An 18,030-nucleotide genomic window follows, 5' to 3' on the forward strand; every position below is an offset into this window, starting at 1 on the left:
AAGCCTTATCAAGGCTTTTCTCTAAGCTTCTTCATTGTTCATCTATTAACGTAAGGTTTCTAGTTCTTTCAGCCACTTCTTCAGGATCAACGTGGTGTCTTGCCACTCCTGATTCCATAGCAGCTTTAGCTACAGCAGCAGCCACAGCTGGTGCCACTCTCGTATCAAAAGGCGCTGGAATCACGTAATCTTCATTTAATTCCTCTTCACTTACGAGCTCAGCGATCGCTTCTGCAGCTGCGATTTTCATCTTCTCATTTATGCGCGTAGCTCTAACGTCAAGTGCCCCGCGGAAAATTCCAGGAAACGCGAGAACATTGTTCACCTGGTTAGGAAAATCCGAGCGGCCAGTCCCAACTACCCTTGCGCCAGCTTCTTTTGCATCCTCAGGCATAATCTCCGGTTCAGGATTCGCCATTGCGAATATGATGGAATCCTCATTCATACTTGAAACCATCTCTTTAGACAACAGCCCCCCTACAGAAACACCTATGAATACGTCGGTTCCTTCCATCACTTCCGACAGGTTCCCTTCTTGTTTGTGTTTATTAGTGATTTTAGCAATTTCGTCTTTGACATCGTTCATTCCAGAAGGACGTCCTTCATAAATCGCTCCTTTTGAATCACACATTATAATGTCCCTGACTCCGAAGTGGTAAAGAAGTTTTATGATAGCTATTCCAGCGGCTCCGGCCCCATTGGCTACTACTTTGATTTCAGAGAAAGATTTCCCAGTCACTTTAAGAGCATTCATCAAGCCTGCAACTGTTACAATCGCTGTGCCATGCTGATCGTCGTGAAAAATAGGAATGTTCGTTTCTTTTTTCAATCGATCTTCTATGATAAAACAGTTCGGGGCAGCAATATCTTCTAGATTTACGCCCCCGAAAGTAGGCTCCATCAACTTTACAGTTTGTACAATTTGATCGATATCCCTCGTATTCAAACAGATAGGAAAAGCATCCACTCCAGCAAAACTTTTAAATAACGCGGCCTTGCCCTCCATTACAGGTAAAGCAGCCTCAGGACCTATGTTTCCAAGACCCAGTACGGCTGAGCCATCGCTGACTACCGCCACCATATTCCCTTTCATTGTGTAATCATAGACTGTATCTTTGTGATCGTATATTTCCTTACAAGGTTCAGCTACTCCTGGAGAATAAGCCAGACTTAGATCTTTGGCATTTCTTACAGGTACTTTTGAAACTGTTTCTAGTTTTCCTTTATTAGCACGATGTATATGCAGTGCTTCATCTCGCAAATTTGACACAGGTCCACGCTCCTTTAAAACGGTTGAAATAGGCCGATACCGGTGGTCTGACCACCATTAACTTCTTAATTATAACAGATGAAAAAGCTGTGTAAAGATTATCAAAAAACTGGCCTTAGAATTTTGAAAACTAGTGATTTTGTCGCGCATCCCTTAGTACTACAGATGCCTCACCGAAAAATTCATAAAGTTTATCTAGACAGCTTTCAGAAGCCGATAAAGCAAATAATTCATCTAACTGGACAGTCTTCCGATCTTCCGAAGTGAAAATGATGACCGGTGTATTACCCGGGAAATACGCAGCTAACTTCCTGAGCCTTGCAATAACTTCTTGCTTCTCCTCTATTGAAGTTTTTATAAACAACCTTTTTGCTTCTTGAGTTGGAAAGTCTTCTTCATTGAACGGATAAATCTTATTGATAACCCACTGTTTTTTACCATTTCTATCTTCTACTTTTCCTTCAATCAATGCCAGTTGATTTTCGTTCAGCCATTTTTTCGCTTCTCTGTGAGCCTCTGGAAATAAAACGGCATCCACTTCATTCGTTTCATCACTCAACGTCAAAAATGACATCGGATCGCCGCGCTTCGTTCTAATCTCTTTGATTTCATCAACCACAGCTGCTGTTTTCGATCGAGGAAGCGAGCCTTTTTCCAAACTTTCCGATAGCGTCATGTAGCCTTGGGTATTCAATTCTTTTCGATGTTCTTCCAATGGATGGCTTGAAAGATATGTTCCAAGAACATCCTTTTCCATCGATAGCTGTTTTAAGGCGGGGAACGGATCCATGACCGCCAGCTCTCCCTCTAGCTCTAAGTCTGAGCTGAACAATCCTGGCTGATCTTGGAATTCTTTGAATAGTTCTCCTTGTTCTAAGGCCTGGTCGATACTGGCTAGCAAACTGGCCCGGTTTTGCTGTAGTTCATCAAAGGCACCTGCCATGATCAAGGATTCAATCGTTGCTCTTGAAATCTCTTTAGATGGTACACGCAAACAAAAATCGTTCAAATGTTTATATGGCCCGTTCATGCGTTCTTCTATAATGGCCTGGGCAGCCTGGTAACCTACTCCTTTAATAGACAGGAAACCGATTCTTATACTTCCACTCTCATCAATAGCATAAGAAAAACTTTGATTGACTGAAGGAGGCTTTACCTTTAAGCCAAATTCCTTTGCTTCTCTAATAAAAACAGCTATTTTTTCACGATCCCCTACCGTGGAGTTCATAAGTTCTGCGATAAAAATAGCAGGAAAATGAGCTTTTAAATAAGCAAGCTGGTAGGAAATTACACTGTATGCTACAGCATGACTTCTATTAAAACCGTAATTTGAAAACCTGACGATCCATTCAAAAAGCTGATCTGCCACTTGCTCTTCGTACCCGTTCTTAATCGATCTTTGCACGAATTGCTGTTGCTGATGTTCTAAAATGCTCTTTTGTTTTTTGCTCACTGCTCTTCTTAATAAATCAGCTTCTCCTAAAGAATAACCAGCTATTTTCTGAGCCACCTGCATAATCTGTTCCTGATATACAAGGACACCGAACGTATTCTCTAAAATCGGTTTCACATCAGGATGAGGATATTGAACGGCTTCTTCTCCATGTTTTCTTTTGATATATAACGGGATATACTCCATAGGTCCGGGTCTGTATAAGGCATTAACTGCGACTACATCTTCAAAATGTGTCGGCTTCAACCTTTTCAGAACACCTTTCATACCCTGAGATTCCAGTTGAAAGACTCCGTTACTCCAGCCTTTTTGCAATAAGGTAAACGTTTTTTTGTCATTTAACGTAATGGCATCACTAGTAAAGCTTTTATCTTTATATTTTCTGATTTTATCTTCGATTTTTCGAATCAGAGATAAATTTCTCAGTCCTAAGAAATCCATTTTCAACAGTCCGATTGCCTCTAAATCGCCCATAGCCATCTGAGTTAGATGAACGTGATCCTGGCCTTGCATCAAGGCTGTATATTGGGATAATGGCTGTTCACTGATGACTACCCCTGCAGCATGTGTCGAGACATGCCTTGGCAGGCCTTCAAGCTTAGCCGCTACTTGAAATACTTTTTGAAGCTGCGCTGAGGAGCGGATGTATTCCTTGAGAGGGTGGGAGTTTTTCACGACTTCTTTTAAAGGTTGAGATGCACCACTCGGGATATGTTTTAAAATAAACTCTCTATCGCTTTCGTCTACCTGAAATACTTTAAATAATTCCCGTAATACACTTCTTGTAGCGAATGTACCGAACGTACAAATCTGCGCGACATGCTCTTTACCATACTTACCGGCAACATATTCAATTACTTCGTCTCTACGGTCATCCGGAAAATCGATATCTATATCCGGCATTGTTATCCTCTCAGGATTAAGAAACCTTTCGAAGAGAAGACCATACGCTAGCGGATCGATCCGGGTGATACCGAGCAAATAACTGACAATGGATCCTGCAGCAGACCCTCGCCCAGGACCAGCCTTTATACCCTTATTTCTCGCGTATTCTACAAAGTCCCAGACGATCAGGAAATAATCACTGAACTTCATATTCATAATGACAGCTAATTCATCTTCAAGTCTGGATTTGGCTTCGTAAAATTGGTCGCTGTATTTTTCATTCAATTTCTCAAAACATATTTTCTTTAAAAACTCATCTGCATTTTGAGAACCATTTAAAGGGAAATTAGGAAGTAGCTGCTGATCAATATCAATAGACACATTACAGAGGTCTACGATCCGCTCGTTAGCTTTTAAAACTTCAGGCCAGAAATCGTTAAAATAGACCTTCATTTCTTCAGGTGATTTCAAATATTGATGCTGTTCAAATGTGTCATCTTTCCAATCACTTTGGGTGCTTTGATCTATCGCACGCAGAGCCCGAAAAGCCTCCGCATCTTCTTGAAGCAAATACCTGACATCGTTCATTACTGTCACAGGTATGCTGTGTCTTTCACTCCACTCTTTTAAAGGCTTATGAAGCTGCCTTTCAAATTGGCCCCCGTAATCTTTTACTCCTAAGTAAAAATCTCGAAAAACAGACGTCCAATCTTTCATTTCTTCTTCCATTCGTTCAAATGTCTGATGAAAAATCGAACTCGCCCACGACGTGTCCGAAACCGTAAGAACAGCAGCTACATGAGGAGCCGCATCTTTTATATTGTTCATCTCTAATGGCTCACTCAGCAATTGAAGCTGGCTGCTCAATTGCAAGAGAGCCTGGTAGCCTTGTTTATTTTTTGCCAATAATGTGAGAGGAAATTCTTCATTTTTATATGTAACTGAAAGTCTCATACCTATAATAGGCTTGATTCCTTCCTCCCTGCACGCTTGATAAAATGAAACAGCTCCACTCATCACTCCTTCATCTGTCAACGCAAGAGATGTAAAGCCTAATGACTTTGCTTTTTTGACGAGAGAAGGGATTTTAATGGTACTTTTCATCAAACTATAGCCGCTATGTACTTGTAAGTGAGTATAAGACATATCAATCACCTCTTTCTTGTATATCATTATATGGAATTCTTACAGTGGATAAAAGCCTCCTGCATATAACCACAACATTCCGAATAGCTTGGTTAATATATAGGTGTCCACATTCATAGAAAAGAGGGACAAAATGGAAGAACGATTAGTGGTTTCAATGATTCACTGCTTCTTTATCGCTTTCGGTGTCATTATGGGTGGTACATTGATCGGAAGTATTGGAAGTTTCTTAACTGGAGAAGCTCCATTGACTTCCATGTTTCGAATAGCTAAAGGATTAAGAATTTGGGCTATTGTGGCTGCGATTGGCGGGACGTTCGATGCCATAAGCAATTTTGAACGGGGGATATTCGAGGGCTCGACTTTCGATCTATTCAAGCAGGTTATGATCATAGTAGCAGCCATGGGAGGAGTACAAGCCGCCCTTTTCATATTTGAATTGCTGCTAGGTGAGGAGGTAGTTTAATTGTACATTCCTCCGCAATTACGAAGGAGAGAGTGGAGGCGTTTTTATGCGGGGTTCATTTTAGGAGCTATCGCAGGGTATGTGCTTTTTGTTTTTATGAACGATCAGCTCCATGAACATTTCGAAGAAGAAAACATCCAATTGTCTTCTGATTTGAGTGCATTGGAAGCTAAATATGAAGGCCTGCTGGACTCGGAGAAAGAAGCTGATAAAGAAAAGAAGCAAGTGTTGACGATTCAGGAAGTCCAACCGAATTTCTCTAATGCCAAAGAACTTCAAATCGATAAATTGACTCAACATCAGCTCTCCTCTATGGTCAAAGACCAGTTGCAAAGCATTACAGGCGAAAATATAGAAGATATAGCACAGCAAAGTGACCTTATCATTTCTACAGTAGAGAATAAATCATTTGAAGTAGAAGATTTTAAATATAAACTTACTGTTGAACGGTTAATCATTACGACTCAGGTCACTCTGCTTTTATCTATATCGTTGGATTCTTAAGGGGGAGTTTAAAGTGATTCTGAATACTTCACACAAACTTCCCTCAATTCATTGGCAATCACTTCGGTTTCCTCCCATGTTTCCGCCGAAGCTCCCGACGCCATAGGATGCCCCCCTCCATTGTGATTAGCAGCAATACCATTGATCACTGGTCCTTTTGAGCGAAGACGCACCCGAATCGTATCCTCTTCTTCTACAAAAAACGCCCATGCAAGTATTCCTTCTATATCACCAAGCAGACCTACCAGTGCACTTGTTTCAGTGGAAGTCACATCATATTCTTCAAGGACTTCTTTAGAAAGTCTGATGGTACTGTACCCTTCTGGGTTTACGGTAAAGTTCTGCAATACATACCCCTTTAATTTGGCAACTTTCAAAGGCGTGCTATACATATTGTCATATAAGTCGGGCCGGTTAAAATCATAGGTGACAAGTTCGGCAGCTGCTTTCAGTGTTGCTTTTGTAGTACTGGGAAACAAAAATCTTCCCGTGTCCCCGACAATTCCTGCGTACAGAAGACGAGCTGCTTTATTATTCAACTCAAGTTTCTTGTTCTGTTTAAACAACTGAAAAATCATTTCACAAGTAGAACTGGACGTTGTGTCTACCCAATTAATATCCCCGTACCCATCAACATCAGGGTGGTGATCTATTTTGATTAACAGAGATCCTTCAGAGTAACGTTGGTCATCAATCCGGGCTTGGTTCGCTGTGTCACAGACAATGACTAACGCTCCCCGGTAATGCTCGTTTTCCAATTCATCCATCTCTAATAAGAATCTCAGAGACTCTTCACTTTTGCCCGTAACATAGACTTTTTTATGCGGATAGTTGTGGCGAATCAATTCTGCCAGTCCGCCCTGCGATCCATATGCATCAGGATCAGGCCTGACATGGCGATGGATAATAATTGTGTCGAAATTATTAATTGCTTCACCTATTTGTGCAATAGACATTTGATAACGATCCCTCTCTTTTACAAATCTTCTTCCTATTATCACACAATTTAAGAAGTACAGGTAGTAAAACATAATAAAACAAGCTACAATGGACAGCGTACAATATTTTTTAAGCAGGAGCAGATACATATGATACTTTTTCCAATTGCTATACTTGTTTCTTTCGTTCTTTATATCTACTATAAGGTCATGGTTCTCAGGACGAAAGATCCTTTGACACAAGAATATTTGAACAGCAAGGCAAAGATATTCTTAGGTGTTTTCATTTTCGTATTCGGCATCAATCAGTACCTTTTTTATGAAACTAGATTGTCCCTATTCATAGGTATTTTATTCTTAATACTAGGCGTTTTTCAATTTCGTCTAGGATTTAAGGCGAGCAGACATTATAAGAACGAATATGCAAAACTCCGTCAAAAAAGCCGCTGATTTCAGCGGTTTTTTGTTTTTCCTTATCGGTCAATTAATTGGGCCATCAACAAAGCTTTGCCAACAATCGATTTATTGTGGTGAACTTCTACGTCTACCTTGGCGAATTTCCTTCCAATCTCCAGCAATTGTGGTTTGATTTCAATTACACTTTCGAGCTGGACAGGTTTAATGAATAATAAAGATATGTTTTCAACTACTAAATTTCCTTTTTTGTGTTTACTAAGTAAACGACTGGACGCTTCCGTTATGAGAGAAGTAAACACTCCATATGAAAGGGTTCCTAATTGATTCGTCATTTGTGGCGTTACGGTTGTTTCCAAAGTGAAATCTTCTATGTCCTCTTCGCTTAATTGAAGTTGGTTAGAGACTAAATCATCGATTGTTTCCCCGATTTGCGGCTGACGCTGCAAATTCTGTAATGCTTTCAATACATCCTGCCGAGAGACGATACCTTGCAGCTTGTGGGCCTGATCCACGACGGGCATCAGTTCAATACCTTCCCAAACCATCATGTGCGCTGCATTTGTAAGAGAGGTTCGAGTCTGAACGGTCATCGGATTTTTCGTCATCACTTTTTCTATTTTAACGGTTGGTTCTTGATTGATCACGTCTTTGGACGTCACCATTCCTACTACACGTTTATTGGCATCAATTACTGGATAACGACTATGCTGTGTTTCCTCATTTAATTCATGCCAGCGAGAGACGTTTTCACTCGTCTTTAAAAAACTCGCTTCTTCTAATGGGGTGTAAATATCATCAACTAGAACAATCTCTTTCTTGATCAATTGATCGTAAATCGCACGGTTGATCATTGTCGCTACAGTAAATGTATCGTAACTAGTCGAAATTACAGGAAGCTTCTTTTCATCTGCCAGCTTCTTCACTTTATCAGAAGTGTCGAATCCGCCAGTCACTAATACGGCAGCGCCTTCTTTCACTGCCAGTTCATGGGCATTTGTTCGGTTACCCACAATTAGTAATGAACCCGCTTCCGTATAACGCATCATCGCTTCGAGCTTCATTGCCCCAACAACGAACTTATTAAGCGTCTTGTGCAGACCTTCTCTTCCTCCCATAACTTGTCCATCTACCACTTTTGTAATTTCAGCAAAAGTCAGTCGTTCGATATTCTCTTTTTTCTTTTTTTCGATACGAATTGTTCCTACACGTTCAATCGTACTTACTAAATGCTGATTCTCAGCTTCCTTTATCGCTCTGTAGGCCGTCCCTTCACTCACATTTAAGGCTTTCGCGATTCCTCTGACTGAAATTTTGCTTCCAACAGATAATGAATCAATGTGCTCAAGGATCTGTTCATGTTTGGTAGCCAATTAAATTCACCATTCTTTCCAACTGTACTAGTAATTTACACTGTTATTGTTATTATACAAGTGATACAGTTATCCTGCAATTATTCCTCACAATAAAAACAAAGCATAAAAAAAAGCCCACGAGTATGTCGTGGACTTTTTATGCTGATTATAGTTCTATCACATCTCCGGGCTGTAACGCTTTCCCTTCTCCTGGAGTAACTTTTTCAGCAAAGGCTTCTCCGTCTTGTTTAATTAAATCAAACGTGTTGTAGTGGATTGGGACTACCTGTTTCGCTCTAACCCATTCAGCTGCAAGAAGAGCATCCTCTGGACCCATCGTGAAGTTATCTCCTATCGGCAAGAAAGCAAGGTCAATGGAGTTTTGTTCCCCGATCATTTTCAAATCACTAAAGAGACCCGTATCCCCTGCATGATAAATGGTTTTTCCGTCGATTGTAAGTAAAATCCCCGTGGGCATTCCCGTATAGATAGTCGTGCCATCTTCCTCCTCGTAAGAAGAACCATGGAAAGCCTGAGTTAATTTAACTGTACCAAAGTCGAATGAATGGCTCCCACCGATATACATCGGGTGGGCATTCAACCCCTTATTCCCTAAATAAGTTGCTAATTCAAAAGGGGCTACTATTTGAGAATCACAGCGTTTAGCTATATCAAATGTATCTCCCACATGATCGTTATGACCATGAGTCAACAAAATAACATCCGCATGTACATCATCTGCACTTAAATCAGTGTTTCCATTATCCGAAATGAACGGATCGATTAAAATCGTTTTTCCATTTGCTTCAACCTTTACTACTGAATGCCCGTGAAATGATACTTGCACTCTACCACTCCTTCAAAATATTAATAATTTTGCCAAGCCTGTTCATATTTTTGAATAAGGTTAGGATGAATCAATGTATTCGGTGATAAAGAAACAGACTCGCCGTTACGATTAACAATTTCCCTATCTTCATCTTTTCCAAACACAGTCATTGACTGAAGCAGTTCATCTGTTAAAAATTCTGTATCTTTCGTAATTTCGATATCTTCCACTGCAACTGGTTCACGACTCGCCATCAAAAATCCCCAATTGCCAAAGCTCGGAATATCCACGTGGAAATTCTCTACGTAGAGCCCTGTATCTCTAATCGTAGTGTCGATCGTCCAATAAACTTCTCTTGCAAAGACCGGACTCGTCCCCTGAATCATCGAAACGCCTTCGGGTGTGAGATGATTTCTTACTAATGAATAGAATTCCCGGGTATAGAGCTTATTCAGGCTTTCATTATTAGGGTCGGGCAGGTCTATAATGACGACATCGTACAGATCATTGGACTCTTCCAAAAACTGAAAAGCATCCTCATTAATTACTTCAACCCGTTCATCACCTAAAGCACCATGATTGAGCTCTCTTAAGTGACGATTATTAGCTGCCAGATCCGTGACTGCGGGGTCCAAGTCTACAAGCGATACGTGATCAACTTCTTCGTAACGCAGCACTTCGTGAGCAGCAATTCCGTCTCCCCCACCAAGAATAAGCACACTTTCTTTTTGTTCAGCAGCTTCCATAGCTGGAAGGACCAGAGTTTCATGATATCGATGTTCATCTATTGAGCTGAACTGAAGAGAACCATCCAGAAACAGCCTTGTATCGTCTTGATCACGGGTTAATATCACTTTCTGATAATTACTTTCTTCGCTATGAACAATTGGATCCTTATAAAGTTTCTGTTCGAATGAAAAGGCCACTTCTTCCCCAAAGAATAAACCGCCAATAAGTAAAACCCCGATAAAAACTGCTGCAGAAACGTGAACAGCCATACGCTTTATTTCAGAGCGAAATAAATAAAGTACAATAGCGGCGACAGCCAGATTAATACACCCGACAAGGAATGCGCTTTTCACCATACCCATTTGCGGACGTAAATAAAAGGCAAATAGCAATCCACCGATTAAACCGCCGGCATAATCTGAAAAAAGAACTCTTGCCGTACTGCGGCTAAGCTCTACCCCTATTTCGTTCGCTTTTCTGATTAAAATGGGAAGTTCCAAGCCTGTGAGCGCCCCGATGGTGAAGGTGACCATATATAAGAATAAAGCGTCCGTTCCATCAGGGGCGTAGGCGGTCATCCCAAACATCATGAAGCTTGAAAAACCTCCGATAAAAGCCACCATGAATTCGATCCAAATGAAAGTAACGATCAGTTGCTTCATCACTTTCTCGCTGATGCTTGCCCCTATCCCCATACCTGTTAAGAACAGACTGATGGTTATAGTGTACTGTTTGACTCCGTCGCCTAATATATAAGAGCCTAAAGCTCCAAACAAAACCTCAAATATAATCCCGCAGATTGATACAATCCCGGATGCCCAATAAATGAGGTGGCTTCTTTTAATTCCTTCTGTTTCCATTGCTTTCACTCCGTTAGTCTCTGTATCTCATACACTTGAAAAGCCACTATGTAATAGGCATAGTGGCTTTCAGATAAGAAGCTTATGTAATGGCTGCACCTATAACAAAAGCTAATCCTATAGATACACCCATAGATATTATACCTACAGCTGTATTGTTACTCTTCAATTGAGTCTCTACTGAAAACTTTCTCGTAAATAATTCAAACAGCAAGTATGCAACCATTTGCAACACAACCCCGCAAATTCCCCACAAAAGAGTATCCATAATGGAATAGCTGTGATAAATTGCGAAGGAAAGAATAATACATATCCCGATTATTTTACCAGCAATCGACATAGCCACTGCTTGATTTCCAGCTTTCACTTCGTCCCAATCTTTGTACTGCCTTGTTAGTAATTCAAATATGAACAACCCGATAACGACTACTAATATTCCAACTGCAAAATACCCAACTGTAGCTAAAAGTGGTTCCATAAATATAGCCTCCTCTATTTTCCTGAGCCGGGACCTCCGCCTCGATTATTGGACCCTCTGAATGAACCGGATCCTGAATTTGATCCTCCATACATTCCGTAACCACCGTAGCAATCACCGCTTGCTTGACAGCGAGATTCTCTTTGGCTGGCCCAATTGTTCGAACCTAACATGCTATTTAACAGTGAATAGGCCACAAGCCCCTGGAAGAAGCTAGGTGAATAATTATTTCTCACAAATTCATCACTCGCAACTTCAATGAAAACCAACCCAGGTTCCTCGTCGCTTTCTTGTAAAATCACAAACTCGTTAGGATAAAATAATACTTGTTTTCCTTCCTCACGATCACTGATGTCTTCTGGGTCAATTTTTTTCTCTAATTGCTCTGCGGTTTCCGGTAGCGTCAACTCCTGAGTCATATAAATTTCTGAATCTCCATCATTGGTTTCTACCGTATCAAGAAGTGGGAAGCTGTCTCTAATAACGGAACGAATTGATGTGGCCTCCGAGTCTTCAATTGCAGCAAGCACTTCGCTCCTTGAGGGTTCATCGGGCAATTCTTCATATGTATCTTGCGCATTTGAACCTGACATTCCTCTTGAACCGTTCCCGAAGTTGCCGAAGGAATTATAAGCAACGACAATCGCGATGATGATGACTATGAACAATCCAACATAATCCTTCAACTTCAGCTCCTCCTTTCATAAAAAAATGAATTGTGCCTGACCAATCGTCAGGCACAACCGAAGCCGTTACTCTTTATTCATTTTCTTTTTAAGTTCTGCCAATTCATCATCTACACTATCATTTTTATCTATTTCTTCAAATTCATCATCTAAAGAACGGTTGGACTGCGATAGGTCTTCGCTAGTCTCAGCTTCCGCTTCATACTGCATCACTCGCTCTTCCATACGATCAAATCCTTGGCGTGATTCATCACTTCCGATGCTGGACATGGTACGATTCATCTTCGTACGTGTTTGAGCAGATTCTGCTCTTGCTTTAAGAGAATCCTTCTTCAATTTCATTTCCTGGTATTCTTTCTTCATTTCATCCAGTTTTTTACGAAGATTAGCCGAATCTTGTTCAGCACGCTCATAAGAAGTTTTAAATTGGTCTGCCTGCTGCTGCTGACTGTTTTTGTCTTCTAAAGCACGGCGGGCCAGATCCTCATTACCAGCTTCCATGGCTTTCTCAGCTTGTTTCATCCGCTTGTCCGCCAGCGCTTGCGCATCATCATACTTGCGTTTCAGCATTTTCTCGTTGGCAATCTGCTTCGCCACGGCTGTTTCGGCGTCACGTATATCGTTCTCCATATCCCTCATGAATTGTTCCAGCATTTTCACCGGGTCTTCCGCTTTATCCAGCATTGAATTCAATTCTGCACCTACTACAGTTTTTACTCGGTTAAAAAATTTAAACATGATTCATTCCTCCTTATTATTTGGAACCTGCAATGATTTTGAGCTCAAACTCGTCAATATCATATCCGTAACTTACTTCAATCTCACTGCCCCATGACTCCAGCGACAGATAAGTTTCTTCATCTTCTGCGATATACTCGGCGTAGCGTATAGTACGGCCGTTGACGTTCTGACTTCGGCCTTCCCCGACTACATACGCTTCACCCTCCTCATCTTTATGGTACGTACTTTCATTATAAACGATTTGAGCAGGAAAAGTATTCATAGGCAGTTTGACGGTTTCATAGATACCGAGTTCTAACTCCTCGTCCATCTCAGAAGCCAGCCATTTAATGTTGCTTCCCTCTAGCAGCTGGTAGGAGAACCACTCGTACCCACCGTCGCGATATGTGATTTTTCCAACCACCTCATAATCCACAAGATCATATGTGATAATATCTCCTACCTGAATGTTAAGTGCTGTTCGTTCCTGCACTTCAGGTTGTTTAGCATCTTTATTTGAAAACAGCTTCGAAAAAAATCCCAAGTGTCCACCTCTCCTTTCTCTTGATCCTGTGTACCTGTCTATACGGATTATTCATCTGATTTGTTTCATTTTTTTTATTTTAACAAAAAAACAAAAGATAAAAACAGCAGAACACTCAACATTCTGCTGTTTTATTTATTGAGAAGATCTGCAGCTGCTGCATAATCCAACTGATGAGCTTCAGCTACGGCTTGGTAAGTGACGAAACCGTCTAATGTATTGATTCCTTTTAATAAAGCCTCATTTTCTAAACAAGAGCGTTTCAGCCCTTTATCAGCTAACTGCAAGGCATATGGTACAGTTACATTCGTTAAACCGATCGTGGAAGTTCTAGGTACAGCGCCAGGCATATTGGCTACGGAATAGTGAAGAACACCGTGTTTTTCATAGGTGGGATTATCATGAGTCGTAATCCGGTCAGTTGTTTCGAAAATACCTCCCTGATCAATAGCCACATCGACTATGACCGCCCCTTCAGGCATTTCTTTTACCATTTCTTCCGTAACGATTTTAGGAGCTTTAGCTCCAGGTATAAGTACAGCACCTATGACAAGGTCGGAATTTTTTAGTGATTCTTGAATGTTCATAGGGTTAGACATCAGCGTGTTTATATCTTTGCCGAAAAGATCATCCAATTGACGCAGCCGCTGTGGATTTAAGTCGATAATTGTCACGTCGGCACCTAATCCAACCGCGATTTTTGCAGCATTCGTTCCTACTACTCCTCCTCCGAGGACGGTCACTTTACCTCTCTGAACTCCAGGAATACCCGCTAATAATACCCCACGTCCTCCATGAGGTTTTTCAAGGATTTGCGCTCCGATTTGAGAAGCCATCTTACCAGCCACTTCACTCATTGGAGTCAATAAAGGAAGAGAACCATTTGAAAGCTGGACTGTTTCATAAGCAATGGCTGCAACTTTACGGTCAATCAGCGCTTTTGTCAACTCTGGTTCCGGCGCCAGATGCAAGTAAGTAAACAAAATAAGCCCTTCGTAAAAATACTCATATTCTTGTGGGAGAGGTTCTTTTACTTTCATGACCATTTCCTGACCCCACGCTTCTTTAGCAGTACCGACAATTACTGCGCCTGCTTCTTCGTAGTGTAAATCTGCGAAACCCGAACCGAGACCCGCCCCTTTTTCTATGAACACCTCATGGCCTGCCTTCGTTAAAGTCATTACTCCCGCAGGGGTCATAGCGACACGATTTTCATTATTTTTCACTTCGATAGGTATTCCGATTTTCATATGCTTACACCCTCCAAATAAACACCGGTATTAGACTTTAGTCCTTATAGTTCAACTATACCACCAAACTATAAAAGTTCCCATCCACAGAAAAAACTGTACTTTGTTCTATCTCCTCACATCTGATTCTACCGGTGACGATGAATGACGTCCAAACCACCAGTCACTTCATAGATCGTTCCTGTAATCATGTCCGAGTCTTCTTCACAAAGGAAGAATATAGTCCGCGCAATATCTCCCCCAGTACCCGGACGGCCTATGGGCGTATCTGGGTCTTTTAATGTTTTTCCTATATCAATTGATGCTTCTTTCATATCACCTGTAATATTGCCAGGACAGATCATATTGGAAGTGATCCCGTATTCGGCTTCTTCAAATGCAATGCTCTTAGTTAATGAGACTAAACCGACTTTGGCCGCCGCGAACGCCGAACGATAAATCCATCCAGACGCTGAGTCAGCACCTTGAAAACCATAATGAATGATACGTCCGAATTTTTGTTTTCTCATGTAAGGGAGAGTTAGTCTCAATAAGTGGAACGCTGAGTCTAGGTTTCCACGAATCATCGAATTCCATTCGTCTGTAGAATAGTCAGCAAGCTTTTTCCTTTCAAAAATGTAAGGACCTGCATTGTTGATCAAATAATCCACTCTTCCGAATCGTTCTATCGTCTCGTTGACCAACCGCTCTAAATCGTCCGCATCAGTAACGTCGACTTGAACAGCATGAATACGTTCCTTTATATCTTCGTAACTTGATATGAGATCTTCCACTTTAGTACGGTCTGTCAAATAAGTGATCGTAACCGAATTTCCTCTTTCTAAGAAACCCTCTGTCACTTTTCTTCCTAACCCTTTTGCTCCTGCTGTAATGATTGCGTGCCGCATTGAAAGTCCTCCTTTATCAGACCCTTTTGTGTGTTTACTTTAGTAGGTTGTTTATGTAGAATTAATTTCGTTAGAAAGGTAGTGAAAAAAACGTTGAATACTTCCTCCAAACATCCTAAGCGCTTATTAGAAACCATCGGTCTGGAAGCCGTGCCCAAAGAGCAAAGGGCAACGCCATGGTACCAGTTCGCCATCATTCAAATTGCGATCGCCGCTAACGCTGGTAATTTTCTTATTCCTGCCCTCGCCGTCATGGACGGTGGCCTCACTTTTTCAGAAGGGGTGCTAGCCACTAGTTTCGGGGCAATAGCAGGTTTCATACTCGTTTCTTTGCTTTCTTTACCCGGGTCAAGGCTTGGTGTTCCTGCACAATATGCAGTACGCACGATGCTCGGCTCTAAAGGTGCGAGGTACATTTCGTCTCCGATTAGAACTTTGACTTCTTTATACTGGTTCAGTGTACAAACCATCGGTGGAACAATGGTCATTCAACATTTGCTGCTTCGTTTAACAGGAATAGACATCCCATTTCATTTCTTTTCTGTGCCTTTTGCCATGCTTATGGTAATTCTAGCCATTATAGGATTTGAAGCCGTTAAAAAAGCCACAACTCTTTTTCTTCCTCTATTATTGATTGGAGAAGGAACCATTTTATACATATACTTTACTACAAGTGGGCGTACTCTTTCACAGGAGACGCTTGAAATGAACATATCCGCAAGTGGATCTATGATGCTTCTTTACGCAAGTCTAGCTTTCGTTCAATACGTATCTGGAGTCAATGCAGCTGCTGACATGACAAGGTATGCTAAATCACCTAAGCATGGTTTTTTCGGGCTGCTCACTGGTAACACCATAGGTTTCATCATAACCGCTGTCATCGGCTGCGCCTCAGCATCTTTATTCAATCACATCAATCCTTATATTTCTTCAACTAACCAAACAACCTCACCGCTGTTAATATCGATCATTACAACCACCGCTATTATTTCTATGATTTCAATCAACATTAGTAATGCCTATACAGGAGGCTATAGTCTTCTTAATACGTTCAGCCGATTATCGAGAATTCAGAGCGCGGTACTGTTTGGAACCTTCGGGGTGATTTGCAGCGGATTTCCCACTCTTGTAAGTGAGGCAGAATCATTCATATCAATCCTAGGCGGAATGATTATACCGATTTCAGCTATCATTTCAAGTGACTTCTTAGTCGTTAAACGAATGCGGTTGACAAGTGAAAGTTTGCTCCTTTTAAAAGATTCACAAAGCTTAAACCCTTATGCTTTCTTATTGATCATGTGCGGCGGAATCACATACTTCTTACTACCCCAATCCGCTTCACCTGGTTTTCTCACATTCGTCATTTTGTTTGTCCTTTACCCAATTGTCATGAAAGGGAAAAGTTACGGAAAGGTTCAAAAAAAAGTTGAAATTGTTTGAAAGTAGTCGTGATATAATAAAGGTAAGAAAAGGAAGGGAGTGTTCGTGATGACATTTGAATATAAAAACATTGTGGTTGCTGTAGATGGTTCTGAAACTGCTGAGGTAGCTTTTAAAAAGGCGATTGATATTGCTAATCGTAACGACGCCCAGCTTGTTTTATCTCATGTTGTTGATACTAGAGCTTTCTCTACGGTGGAAGCTTATGATCGTTCACTTGCTGTACGTGCGGAGAAATATGCAAAAGAACTACTAGAGGAATATCAGCAGAAAGCCGAAAATGCAGGCGTGAAAAATGTGACCGTAAGTATTGAATATGGTTCCCCTAAAGTAAAAATCGCAAAAGACGTAGCACCTAAATTCAATGCCGATCTTATCATATGTGGCGCCACAGGTTTGAATCTAATGGAACGCTTCTTCATCGGCAGTGTATCTGAACATATCACTAGATATGCTTTATGTGATGTACTCGTAGTACGAGAAAACAAGTCTTAAGACATAGGCTTTGTTAAAGTTCCGTGTTGATATTCATATATGCTCCCTTTAGTGGAAGACTCAGTTTCAAGATGTATGGACTGTTTCCGCCACAAAAATAGAGGTTGAAGGTCCGGGAAATCACTCGCTTTCCATGGGCGTACGGTGAGCTTCCTCGGGCTAACGCCCTGTGGGATCTCACCCTGTACTGTTCTCCCATAGGAGTCTCGCAATTTCCCGGACCTTCTTGATCTTATAAGGATAACGGAAACATCTTATGCGGTGCTTCATAAAAAAATAACCGCTTTTGAGTGATATCTAGCGTGACTGTTGTATGCGAGAAGATGCTTGAAACTACCTTAAAGTGTTGGAATTTTAAGATTAAAATGTACTAACTATAGCACTGGAGTTTAATGCCCCCACTATAAGTAAGATAGTTCTTATCCAGATTATCCAGGCGATTTCGAGAAGTACAAATAGTGAGAGGCGGCGGAAAAGTTGGTACAAGAGAGTTTTTTGCTTCTCATGTCTTAGTTCCGTCTCTTAATATAAGTTAGGTGGTTTTAGGAATGGGCGAGACTCCCTCCGGAAACATTGATATATCAGGGTTTATAGCTGTCTTTTGTCTTTCAAAAAAAATTTTTTAAGCACTTCCTCTGTTAGATGTATCCTTATCTTTCTATTTTTGGAAGTGTGGTAGAC

General features: G+C 41.1%; 17 protein-coding genes. 5 read left to right on the forward strand and 12 right to left on the reverse strand.

What is annotated here, in order from left to right:
- Positions 1–31: 31 nt before the first annotated feature.
- Together ystJ and dnaE are read right to left on the reverse strand one after the other, a co-directional pair.
- On the reverse strand, positions 32–1,270 hold the full coding sequence (ystJ, locus tag LF817_RS04320) for an NADP-dependent malic enzyme (RefSeq protein ID WP_253934533.1): 1,239 nt from the start codon (positions 1,268–1,270) through the stop codon (positions 32–34).
- A gap of 130 nt (positions 1,271–1,400) precedes the next feature.
- Positions 1,401–4,754, reverse strand: coding sequence for a DNA polymerase III subunit alpha (gene dnaE / locus LF817_RS04325; RefSeq protein WP_253934534.1), 3,354 nt, complete (start codon positions 4,752–4,754; stop codon positions 1,401–1,403).
- 133 nt (positions 4,755–4,887) lie between these two features.
- On the opposite strand from dnaE, the gene ytrH reads away from it, so the two are divergent.
- Both ytrH and ytrI read left to right on the forward strand, forming a co-directional pair.
- Positions 4,888–5,220 carry a sporulation membrane protein YtrH gene (ytrH, locus tag LF817_RS04330; protein WP_253934535.1) on the forward strand — a complete coding sequence of 111 codons (333 nt, stop codon included), beginning with the start codon at positions 4,888–4,890 and terminating at the stop codon, positions 5,218–5,220.
- Complete coding sequence (gene ytrI / locus LF817_RS04335) at positions 5,221–5,724, forward strand: sporulation membrane protein YtrI (protein ID WP_253934536.1); 504 nt, start codon at positions 5,221–5,223, stop codon at positions 5,722–5,724.
- 8 nt (positions 5,725–5,732) lie between these two features.
- Here the strand turns inward: ytrI and LF817_RS04340 are convergent, their stop codons facing one another.
- On the reverse strand, positions 5,733–6,680 hold the full coding sequence (locus LF817_RS04340; RefSeq protein ID WP_253934537.1) for a DHH family phosphoesterase: 948 nt from the start codon (positions 6,678–6,680) through the stop codon (positions 5,733–5,735).
- A 132-nt stretch (positions 6,681–6,812) separates the two neighbouring features.
- On the opposite strand from LF817_RS04340, the gene LF817_RS04345 reads away from it, so the two are divergent.
- Positions 6,813–7,112, forward strand: a complete 300-nt coding sequence (locus LF817_RS04345; RefSeq protein ID WP_253934538.1) for a YtpI family protein — start codon at positions 6,813–6,815, stop codon at positions 7,110–7,112.
- Between the two features lie 23 nt (positions 7,113–7,135).
- On the opposite strand, the gene LF817_RS04350 is transcribed toward LF817_RS04345, so the two are convergent.
- The 9 genes from LF817_RS04350 to LF817_RS04390 form a co-directional block, all read right to left on the reverse strand.
- The gene (locus LF817_RS04350; RefSeq protein WP_253934539.1) at positions 7,136–8,449 is read right to left on the reverse strand and encodes a DRTGG domain-containing protein; all 1,314 of its coding nucleotides are present in this window, start codon (positions 8,447–8,449) and stop codon (positions 7,136–7,138) included.
- Positions 8,450–8,597: 148 nt separating this feature from the next.
- Positions 8,598–9,278 carry a metal-dependent hydrolase gene (locus tag LF817_RS04355; protein ID WP_253934540.1) on the reverse strand — a complete coding sequence of 227 codons (681 nt, stop codon included), beginning with the start codon at positions 9,276–9,278 and terminating at the stop codon, positions 8,598–8,600.
- Between the two features lie 20 nt (positions 9,279–9,298).
- A complete protein-coding gene (locus LF817_RS04360) occupies positions 9,299–10,849 on the reverse strand; it encodes a polyamine aminopropyltransferase (RefSeq protein WP_253934541.1) in 1,551 nt (516 codons plus the stop codon).
- Positions 10,850–10,931: 82 nt separating this feature from the next.
- Entirely contained in the window at positions 10,932–11,327 is a 396-nt protein-coding gene (locus LF817_RS04365; protein WP_253934542.1) for a DUF350 domain-containing protein, read from the reverse strand.
- A 14-nt stretch (positions 11,328–11,341) separates the two neighbouring features.
- A complete protein-coding gene (locus LF817_RS04370) occupies positions 11,342–12,013 on the reverse strand; it encodes a DUF4247 domain-containing protein (protein WP_253934543.1) in 672 nt (223 codons plus the stop codon).
- Positions 12,014–12,079: 66 nt separating this feature from the next.
- Positions 12,080–12,751, reverse strand: a complete 672-nt coding sequence (locus LF817_RS04375) for a PspA/IM30 family protein (RefSeq protein ID WP_253934544.1) — start codon at positions 12,749–12,751, stop codon at positions 12,080–12,082.
- Between the two features lie 16 nt (positions 12,752–12,767).
- Positions 12,768–13,277: a DUF4178 domain-containing protein gene (locus LF817_RS04380; RefSeq protein ID WP_253934545.1), complete on the reverse strand. Its 510-nt coding sequence runs from the start codon at positions 13,275–13,277 to the stop codon at positions 12,768–12,770.
- Positions 13,278–13,408: 131 nt separating this feature from the next.
- Positions 13,409–14,527 (reverse strand): alanine dehydrogenase, encoded by a 1,119-nt coding sequence (ald, locus tag LF817_RS04385; RefSeq protein ID WP_253934546.1) that lies wholly within the window; start codon positions 14,525–14,527, stop codon positions 13,409–13,411.
- Between the two features lie 128 nt (positions 14,528–14,655).
- On the reverse strand, positions 14,656–15,414 hold the full coding sequence (locus LF817_RS04390) for an SDR family oxidoreductase (RefSeq protein ID WP_253934547.1): 759 nt from the start codon (positions 15,412–15,414) through the stop codon (positions 14,656–14,658).
- A 93-nt stretch (positions 15,415–15,507) separates the two neighbouring features.
- Between LF817_RS04390 and LF817_RS04395 the strand changes: the two genes are divergently transcribed.
- Together LF817_RS04395 and LF817_RS04400 are read left to right on the forward strand one after the other, a co-directional pair.
- On the forward strand, positions 15,508–16,854 hold the full coding sequence (locus LF817_RS04395) for a cytosine permease (RefSeq protein WP_253934548.1): 1,347 nt from the start codon (positions 15,508–15,510) through the stop codon (positions 16,852–16,854).
- A gap of 48 nt (positions 16,855–16,902) precedes the next feature.
- Positions 16,903–17,349: a universal stress protein gene (locus LF817_RS04400; protein ID WP_253934549.1), complete on the forward strand. Its 447-nt coding sequence runs from the start codon at positions 16,903–16,905 to the stop codon at positions 17,347–17,349.
- Positions 17,350–18,030: the final 681 nt, after the last annotated feature.

The sequence above is a fragment of the Halobacillus sp. A1 genome (assembly GCF_024189295.1).
GTDB lineage: Bacteria > Bacillota > Bacilli > Bacillales > Halobacillaceae > Halobacillus_A.

Coding starts and splice junctions, on each gene's coding strand:
- dnaE (WP_253934534.1), bottom strand. CDS start 4,754: ATGTCTTATACTCACTTACAAGTACATAGCGGCTATAGTTTGATGAAA.
- ytrH (WP_253934535.1), top strand. CDS start 4,888: ATGGAAGAACGATTAGTGGTTTCAATGATTCACTGCTTCTTTATCGCT.
- LF817_RS04340 (WP_253934537.1), bottom strand. CDS start 6,680: ATGTCTATTGCACAAATAGGTGAAGCAATTAATAATTTCGACACAATT.
- LF817_RS04345 (WP_253934538.1), top strand. CDS start 6,813: ATGATACTTTTTCCAATTGCTATACTTGTTTCTTTCGTTCTTTATATC.
- LF817_RS04360 (WP_253934541.1), bottom strand. CDS start 10,849: ATGGAAACAGAAGGAATTAAAAGAAGCCACCTCATTTATTGGGCATCC.
- LF817_RS04365 (WP_253934542.1), bottom strand. CDS start 11,327: ATGGAACCACTTTTAGCTACAGTTGGGTATTTTGCAGTTGGAATATTA.
- LF817_RS04375 (WP_253934544.1), bottom strand. CDS start 12,751: ATGTTTAAATTTTTTAACCGAGTAAAAACTGTAGTAGGTGCAGAATTG.
- ald (WP_253934546.1), bottom strand. CDS start 14,527: ATGAAAATCGGAATACCTATCGAAGTGAAAAATAATGAAAATCGTGTC.
- LF817_RS04390 (WP_253934547.1), bottom strand. CDS start 15,414: ATGCGGCACGCAATCATTACAGCAGGAGCAAAAGGGTTAGGAAGAAAA.
- LF817_RS04400 (WP_253934549.1), top strand. CDS start 16,903: ATGACATTTGAATATAAAAACATTGTGGTTGCTGTAGATGGTTCTGAA.